This is a genomic window from Oceanicella sp. (genome assembly GCF_056449545.1).
Genome location: NZ_JBWOMN010000062.1, coordinates 1 through 7,128 on the forward strand (window position 1 = coordinate 1; position 7,128 = coordinate 7,128).

The 7,128-nt window shown below is 70.0% G+C and carries 8 protein-coding genes; 5 read left to right on the forward strand and 3 right to left on the reverse strand.

Annotated features, from left to right (window positions below):
- Positions 1-65: 65 nt before the first annotated feature.
- Both AC1HC7_RS08560 and AC1HC7_RS08565 read right to left on the reverse strand, forming a co-directional pair.
- Positions 66-905 carry a hypothetical protein gene (locus AC1HC7_RS08560; RefSeq protein WP_479498929.1) on the reverse strand — a complete coding sequence of 280 codons (840 nt, stop codon included), beginning with the start codon at positions 903-905 and terminating at the stop codon, positions 66-68.
- A gap of 117 nt (positions 906-1,022) precedes the next feature.
- Positions 1,023-1,337, reverse strand: coding sequence for a hypothetical protein (locus AC1HC7_RS08565; protein ID WP_479495187.1), 315 nt, complete (start codon positions 1,335-1,337; stop codon positions 1,023-1,025).
- A gap of 381 nt (positions 1,338-1,718) precedes the next feature.
- On the opposite strand from AC1HC7_RS08565, the gene AC1HC7_RS08570 reads away from it, so the two are divergent.
- From AC1HC7_RS08570 to AC1HC7_RS08580, 3 genes are all read left to right on the forward strand, one after another.
- A complete protein-coding gene (locus AC1HC7_RS08570; protein ID WP_479498930.1) occupies positions 1,719-2,870 on the forward strand; it encodes an Mrp/NBP35 family ATP-binding protein in 1,152 nt (383 codons plus the stop codon).
- 121 nt (positions 2,871-2,991) lie between these two features.
- Positions 2,992-4,026, forward strand: coding sequence for an L-glyceraldehyde 3-phosphate reductase (gene mgrA / locus AC1HC7_RS08575; protein WP_479495189.1), 1,035 nt, complete (start codon positions 2,992-2,994; stop codon positions 4,024-4,026).
- Positions 4,027-4,175: 149 nt separating this feature from the next.
- On the forward strand, positions 4,176-5,081 hold the full coding sequence (locus AC1HC7_RS08580; RefSeq protein WP_479495190.1) for a DMT family transporter: 906 nt from the start codon (positions 4,176-4,178) through the stop codon (positions 5,079-5,081).
- A 120-nt stretch (positions 5,082-5,201) separates the two neighbouring features.
- Here AC1HC7_RS08580 and AC1HC7_RS08585 read toward each other — a convergent pair whose 3' ends face one another.
- Positions 5,202-5,789 carry a TetR/AcrR family transcriptional regulator gene (locus AC1HC7_RS08585; RefSeq protein ID WP_479498931.1) on the reverse strand — a complete coding sequence of 196 codons (588 nt, stop codon included), beginning with the start codon at positions 5,787-5,789 and terminating at the stop codon, positions 5,202-5,204.
- 63 nt (positions 5,790-5,852) lie between these two features.
- On the opposite strand from AC1HC7_RS08585, the gene AC1HC7_RS08590 reads away from it, so the two are divergent.
- Together AC1HC7_RS08590 and AC1HC7_RS08595 are read left to right on the forward strand one after the other, a co-directional pair.
- On the forward strand, positions 5,853-6,479 hold the full coding sequence (locus AC1HC7_RS08590) for an NAD(P)-dependent oxidoreductase (protein WP_479498932.1): 627 nt from the start codon (positions 5,853-5,855) through the stop codon (positions 6,477-6,479).
- A gap of 23 nt (positions 6,480-6,502) precedes the next feature.
- A complete protein-coding gene (locus tag AC1HC7_RS08595; protein ID WP_479495193.1) occupies positions 6,503-6,982 on the forward strand; it encodes an anthrone oxygenase family protein in 480 nt (159 codons plus the stop codon).
- The last annotated feature ends 146 nt before the right edge of the window (positions 6,983-7,128 follow it).

The following is a 7,128-nucleotide window of genomic DNA, read 5'->3' on the forward strand; positions in this document are numbered from 1 at the left end:
GGACTCCTGGCTGGCGGACAGGGAGGAGCGGCGCGTGCGCGCCGCTCCCATGCGCGGGGTGGGGATCAGTTGGATTTCGGCGGGGTCCAGGTCTGGCCGCCCATGCCGGACATGCCGCCCATTCCCGACATGCCGCCCATGCCGGACATTCCCGACATTCCCGACATGCCGCGCATGCGACCGGTGAAGGGCGCGCGCGGGTAGGAGACCTTCGCGGTCCACTGGGTGCAGAACCAGCCGCCGCCCTGCCCGGAGAACCCACCCATGCCAGACATGCCGCCCATGCCGCTCATGCCGCTCATGCCGCCCATGCCGGACATGCCGCCCATGCCAGACATGCCGGACATGCCGCCCATACCGGACATGCCGCCCATGCCGCTCATGCCGGACATGCCGTCCATGCCGGAGATGCCGCCCATGCCGCCCATGCCGGACATGCCGCCCATGCCGCTCATGCCGCTCATGCCGGACATGCCGCCCATGCCGGACATGCCGCCCATGCCGGACATGCCGGACATGCCGCCCATGCCGTAGCTGCGTCCGCCGGCATAGGACCACTGGGTGCAGACCCAAGCTCCACCGCCGCCGCCGCCGTAACCAGACATGCCGCTCATGCCGCCCATGCCGGACATGCCGGACATGCCGCTCATGCCGCCCATGCCGGACATGCCGCCCATGCCGCCCATGCCGGACATGCCGCCCATGCCGCTCATGCCGCCCATGCCGGACATGCCGCCCATGCCGGACATGCCGGACATGCCGCCCATGCCGCTCATGCCGCCCATGCCGGACATGCCGCCCATGCCGGACATTCCCGACATGTCGGAGGCGGCCACGGCTGCAGTCGCGATCAATGACCCCGAGCACAGAATGGCCGCCATGGTTCCCTTGAAGGATTTCTTCATCAGGTTTTCTCCTCTTCCGTTCGCCTGGCGTTCCGTCAGGCGGCTTGTCGCCGCTGACGCACGCCGCTTCTCTGGGTCATCCCAGAAATCGTGAAAATCGTAGCGCCGGCGGGCGCGTCATCGCGCGGCGTGCCAGTTGCGGATGTCGTAGGGGCCGGTCATCCCGGGATGGATGAAAGGCGTGAACCAGGCGCCCTGATCCTCGAGAAACCGCAGGCTGGCCGGGTAGGGCGGCTGCACGCCGGTGAGCGCGCGGCCATACCAGGCGTCGCCCTTGCGCATGCGCTCGATGACCGGCGCGTCGGCGGGGCGTCGGTCCGGCGCGACGCCGGCCACGAAGGGCTCGGCGGGCTGGATGCTGTCCTGCGCGAAAGCCCCGGCGGCGATCGAGCAGCCGATCGCCAGAGAAATCATCAGAATCCCGTGCTGCATCTTTTCCCCGTTCCTCCCGGTTCGCGGGGCCTCGGCGGCTGCGCGTCATGCCCCTGCATTCGACTCGACATTTACCATTTCGCGGATGGAGGCGGCAAAAAATAATGAGCAATAATAATATCTTAGAATGATTTCGGCATGGGTTTGGCATGACATTCTGTCCGGCCCGCAGCGCGGTTGCGCGAAAATCCAAGGATTCTCGCGCCGTGCGGTCTGACAAAATGTCATGCCGCGCGCCGGCGCCCTGTCATGTGGCATAATGATGCATTCGGGCGGCCGGCGCGGCGCGGTTGACGTAGGCGGAATTCGCGGGTTCTGTGGCCGCCGACGCCCCGCGGACGCCTGGGATCCGGGCGGGGCGCGCAGGCGAGAGGGTCGAAGATGAGCGTAACCCGCGACGAGGTTCTGGCGGCGCTGGGCGCGGTGGCGCATCCGCGCAGCGGCGTCGCGCTGCCCGAGGCCGACGTGATCCGGGCGCTGGAGATCGAGGACGGCGCGGTGCGGCTGATCCTCGACGTGCCGGCGGCGGATGCGGCGGCCATGCAGGCGGCGCGGGCCGAGGCGGAGGCGCGCATCGCGGCGCTTGACGGGGTCGCGTCCGCGAGCGTGCTGCTGACCGCGCCGCGCGCCGCGCCCGAAGATGACGCGGATGATGCGCCCCGATCGTTGCCGGGGGTGGCGCGGGTGATCGCGGTGGGATCGGGCAAGGGCGGGGTGGGAAAATCCACGGTCTCGGCCAATCTGGCGCTGGCGCTGGCGGATCTGGGGCTGCGGGTCGGGCTGCTTGACGCCGATCTCTGCGGGCCGAGTCAGCCGCGCATGATGGGGGCGCCGGGGCGGCCCATCGGGCGCGAGAACACGCTGGTGCCGCTGGCCGCGCACGGGATCAAGATGATGTCGGTGGGCTCGCTGATGGAGGAGGGCCGCGCGTTGGTCTGGCGCGGACCGATCCTGGCCAACGCCATCGCGCAGCTGCTGCGCGACGTGGCCTGGGCGCCGCTCGACGTGCTGGTGGCGGACCTGCCGCCGGGCACCGGCGACGTGCAGATCGCGCTGTCCCAGACCATTCCGCTCGACGGCGCAGTGATCGTCACCACGCCTCAGGACATCGCGTTGCTGGACGCGCGCCGGGCCATCGACATGTTCCGCCAGACCGGCACGCCGGTGCTGGGCCTGATCGAGAACATGTCCACCCATGTGTGCAGCAATTGCGGGCAGGAGGACGCGGTGTTCGGCCATGGCGGCGGCGAGGCCGAGGCCGCGGCGCAGGGCATCCGGTTTCTCGGCGCGCTGCCGCTGACGCGGGCCCTGCGCGAGACCTCGGACACCGGAACCCCCATGGTGCGCGCCGCCCCGGACAGCGCCGAGGCGGCGCGGTTTCGCGAGATCGCGGCGGCGCTGGCCGAGACGCTGCCCGATGCGCCGGATGCGCCGGATGCGCGGGGGAACGCGCGGGCGGACGCACGGGCCGATATGGGGGCTGATGCGGGGGCCGATTTGGGGGCCGATTTGGGGGCCGAATCTGCCGCCTGAACGCGCGGCGCCCGCGGCGATTTCGCTGGGCGGGGCGGGCGTGCGGGGGTAGCCTCGCGCAGGCCCGTGGACCCGGCGCGGTCGGGCCGGGCGCCGCTCTGGCCGCTGACAGGACGCAATCATGACCTATCGACCGAATCCGGACCGCTACGCCCGCATGACCTACAACCGCTGCGGGGCCAGCGGGCTGCGCCTGCCGGCGATCTCGCTGGGGTTGTGGCATAATTTCGGCGACGACACGCCCCACGAGACGAAGCGGGCGATCTGCCGCACCGCGTTCGACCTCGGGATCGCCCATTTCGATCTGGCCAACAATTACGGCCCGCCGCCGGGGGCCGCCGAGGCGGCCTTCGGCGAAATCCTGCGCAGCGATTTCGCCGGGCTGCGCGACGAACTGATCATATCCTCGAAGGCCGGGTATCTGATGTGGGACGGGCCCTATGGCGAATGGGGGAGCCGCAAGAGTCTCATCGCCTCCTGCGATCAGAGCCTGACGCGCCTGGGGCTCGATTACGTGGACATCTTCTATTCGCATCGTTTCGACCCGGGCACGCCGCTGGAGGAGACCATGGGCGCGCTCGACGCCATCGTGCGTTCGGGCAAGGCGCTGTATGCGGGGATCTCGTCCTACAATTCGGCGCGCACCCGCGCGGCGGCGGCGATCCTGAAGGATCTGGGCACGCCCTGCGTCATCCATCAGCCGAGCTACAACATGCTCAACCGCTGGTTGGAGCGCGACGGGTTGAAGGACACGCTGGCCGAACTGGGCATCGGATCCATCGCCTTCACGCCGCTGGCGCAGGGGATGCTGACCGCCAAATACCTGTCCGGCACGCCGGAGGGCAGCCGGGCGACGCAGGGCAAGTCGCTGCGCCCGGCGGCGCTGAGCGAGGCGGCGCTGGACAATATCCGGGCGCTGGACCGCATCGCGCAAAAGCGCGGCCAGACGCTGGCGCAGATGGCCATCGCCTGGGTGCTGCGGGGCGGCGGCGTCACCTCGGCGCTGATCGGGGCCTCGCGCCCCGAGCAGGTCATCGACTGCGTCGGGGCGCTCGACAACCTGGGGTTTTCGCCGGAGGAACTGGCGGAGATCGACCGCTACGCCAGTGACGCGGACATCAATCTTTGGGCGCAGTCCGCTGAAATCGAGGGCTGACGGCGATCCCGGGGGGCGCCGGCGGGCCGGGCATGGATTGGGGCATGGATTTGGGGTTGCCGGGCGCGCGGGCCATTGCCTTCGTCCGCGCAATGCCCGCAGATGCGGGCGCGGGGCGTTTTCGCCGCCAGCCGGGGGGCGACATCACCATGCGGGACAGCGCAGCGAGAAAAGACCGGATCGATCTGACCGGCGCGGCGGTGCTTGTGGGGTTCACGCTGGCCATGGGGTTGAATCAGTCCATGGTGAAGATCGTCAACGAGGGCATGTCGCCGGCGTTTCAGGCCGCCATGCGTTCGGTGGCCGCGGCGCCGCTGGTGCTGGCCTATGCGTTGGCCACCGGGCGGCGGCTGTCGGTGCGCGACGGCAGCCTTGGTCCGGGCATCGTCAGCGGGCTGTTGTTCTCGGTCGAATTCCTGCTGCTGTTCCAGGCGCTTGAATACACCAGCGTCGGGCGGGCCTCGGTGCTGTTCTACACCATGCCGGTCTGGGTGACCTTCGCCGCGCATTGGCTGCTGCCGGGCGAGCGGCTGACGCGGCTGCGCCTCGCCGGGCTGGCGCTGGCGGTGGCCGGGGTGGCGCTGGCGCTGCTGTGGAACGACGCGCCCAGCACCGACAGGGCGCTTCTGGGCGACCTCATGTGCATCGGCGCGGCGATCTGCTGGACCGGCATCGCGCTGGTGGCGCGCATGACCCGGCTGTCGCGCGCCGCGCCGGCGATGCAGCTGAGCTACCAGCTTGTGGTGTCGGCGATCGCGCTGGGCCTGACGGCGCCGCTGTTCGGGCCGATGCTGCGCGACATGACGCCGCTGGTGCTGGGGGTGTTCGCGGTGCAGGTGATCGGCGTGGTCTGCATCGGCATGGCGGCGTGGTTCTGGGTGCTGTCGATCTATCCGGCCTCGGACATGGCGGTGTGGGGGTTCCTGACGCCGGTGTTCGGGGTGATCTTCGGCTGGCTCATTCTGGACGAACCGATCTCGGCCTCGCTGGTCGCGGCGCTGGTCCTGGTCGGCGCCGGGGTGTTTCTGGTCAACCGCAAGCCGCGGGCGCGCTGACGGCGGGCCGCAGGAGCGCGCGCAAGGGGGGCCGCAGGGGGGGTAGACGTTCCTCTGGCGCGACAGGAAAGTCGGCACGCACCGACACCGATTCGGGAAACCGGATGCGGCGGGCGCCGGTCAGGGGGCCAGAAAGCTCAGTTCCGCCTGGCGCAGCAGGTTGTCGACATAGGTCCGGGCGCTCCAGCCGCACTGGCCGGTGAGCTGGTCCCAGGTCTGGAACGACAGCATCGCCCAGAACAGGTCGGCGGCCTCGTCCACGGACCAGCCGGGGCGCAGGTCGTTCTCGGCGGCGAGGGTCTCGATGGTGACGCGGCATTCGGCGCGCACCGCGCCCATGCGGTCATCCCAGGCGGCGCGGGCCTCGGGGTCGCTGTCCTTGATCGCCAGCAGGGCGCGGGCCATGCCCTGGATGTCGGGCGCGTGGCGCCCCCAGAACCTGATCAGCTCGCGCATTTTCAGTCGACCGGTGGCGGCCTGCAGGTAGGGCTGCAGGCGGGCCTCGACGCCCAGCGCCTCGTCCATGTGGCGCGTGGCGGCGATCAGCAGGTCGGCGCGGGTGTCGAAATGCAGATACAGCGCCTGGCGCGAGACCCCGGCGGCGCGGGCGATGTCGGACATGCGCGCGCCCTGGCCGCGATTGCCGGCCATCAGATCCCAGGTCGCTTCGAGAATGCGGGCGCGGGTGCCCGAGGTTTTTCTTGACATGCTGTAAAGTGACGCCTATTTGACAGTCTGTCAATTTACACAGTGTCAAGAAAAGGAAGCATCATGAAACTGATCGTATTCGGGGCCACCGGAACCCTTGGGCGGGTGCTCGTGGCCCATGCGCTGAAGGCCGGGCACGCGGTCACCGCCTTCACCCGCAGCGGCGATTTTCCCCATGCCCGCCACCGCGATCTGCGCGTGGCGCGGGGCGACGCGCTGGACGCGGGCGCGGTGGCCGCGGCGATGCCGGGCCACGACGCGGCGCTGTGCGCGCTTGGCGCCGGGCGCAAGGGCGGGGTGCGCGCGCAGGGCACCGCGAACATCCTCGCGGCGATGCAGGCGGCGGGCGTGCGCCGCCTGGTCTGCCTGACCACGCTGGGGGCCGGGGACAGCGCCGGGAACCTGAATTTCTTCTGGAAACACATCATGTTCGGGCTGCTGCTGCGCCCGGCGATGGCGGATCACGAGGCGCAGGAGGACGCGATCCGCGCCAGCGACCGCGACTGGACCATCCTGCGCCCGGCGGCCTTCACCGACGGGCCGGCGACCGGGCGGGTCCGGCACGGATTTTCCGGCGACGGGCGCAACGGACTGGCGCTGAAGATCTCGCGCGCCGACGTCGCCGATTTCATGCTGGCGCAGCTTGAGGACACGACCTATCTGCGCCGCGCCGCCAGCCTGTCCTACTGAGTGTTCCTGGAAAGGAGAAAACCATGTCCACGCAATGGATCCAGTATCTGACCGGTTTCGCGGCTGTCTTCAGCTGGCTGATCGCCGGGGTCTTCATGGCGTTTTCGGATTTCGTGATGAAGTCGCTCGGCGCGCTGCCCGCCGCGCAGGGGGTGGCGGCGATGCAAAGCATCAACGTGCTGGTCTATCGTTCGATCTTCATGTTCGGGCTGTTCTTCGTGGCCGCCGCCAGCCTGGCGTTTCTGGGGCTCGGCTATGTCGGCGAAGGGTCCGTGGCGCTGAGCGCCGCCGCGATCATCTATCTGGTCGCGGTGATGGGCGGGTCCTTTGTCGGCAACATCCCGCTCAACAACCAACTGGCGGCGGTGAACCCGGAATCGGGCGCCGCGGCGGCGCTGTGGCGGCGGTATCTGCGGCGCTGGGGGCTGTGGAACCATTTGCGCGCGCTGGGCGCCGGGGGCGCGGCGCTGCTGATGACGCTGGCGGCGCTGGACGCGGTCTGAGGGTCAGCCCGGCCCGGCGAGGCTGCGCAGGCATTGTTCCTGCGCGGCGGTCTCGACGGCGCCGGGGCGGGCGGCGCGCACCGCGTCGATGGCCGCCTGCGGCGTCGCGCCGGCCTCGATCAGCAGCCGCGCGGCGACGAGGCCGG